This is a genomic window from Pseudoalteromonas sp. MMG012 (assembly GCF_018100875.1).
Classification (GTDB): Bacteria; Pseudomonadota; Gammaproteobacteria; order Enterobacterales; family Alteromonadaceae; genus Pseudoalteromonas; species Pseudoalteromonas aurantia.
In genome coordinates, this window is sequence record NZ_JAGJEF010000225.1 from 1 (window position 1) to 522 (window position 522).

A 522-nucleotide genomic window follows, 5' to 3' on the forward strand; every position below is an offset into this window, starting at 1 on the left:
AGTATCGCACTGCCATCTGCATTGAATGTCAGCGTGTCATCTGCGCCGCTGCCTGCTTTACTCACATACTCTTTACGTGCGCTATCATAGACAAATTTCTGTGCGTAACCATCTGCAGTTGTGCGAGTAACCACACTCCCTGAGGTATTTTTACTGCCTTCTAGCTCTATGCGCTTTAAAAAGCCCAGCCGCCACTGGTCATTGTTGTCGCCATCAAAATGCCCTCACTGTTATAAGTACGTACTATCCCAAGTCCCAGACCCAGTCCTTTAACCTGTTCATCTTTGCCTTGAATAACCAAGTTACCCGTTGCCGCATTGACAAAAAATTGCTCTGACGCCTGCCCTAATGCGGCTTTACCTGAATCAACCTGACCACCCAACATCGTTGCTGAACTGTTAAATAACCCGAGTCCATTACCTGAGATCACTGCACCCATACTTAAAAACTTCCTTCAAAAACATTATTGTTAATTTTTATATAAATACCTTATCCAGTATTTTCAGAAAAAGTTTAGAAAAA

At 42.9% G+C, this 522-nt stretch carries 1 protein-coding gene; it reads right to left on the reverse strand.

What is annotated here, in order from left to right:
* Positions 1-175: 175 nt before the first annotated feature.
* Positions 176-439: a hypothetical protein gene (locus J8L97_RS23170; protein ID WP_211053079.1), complete on the reverse strand. Its 264-nt coding sequence runs from the start codon at positions 437-439 to the stop codon at positions 176-178.
* Positions 440-522 lie beyond the last annotated feature (83 nt).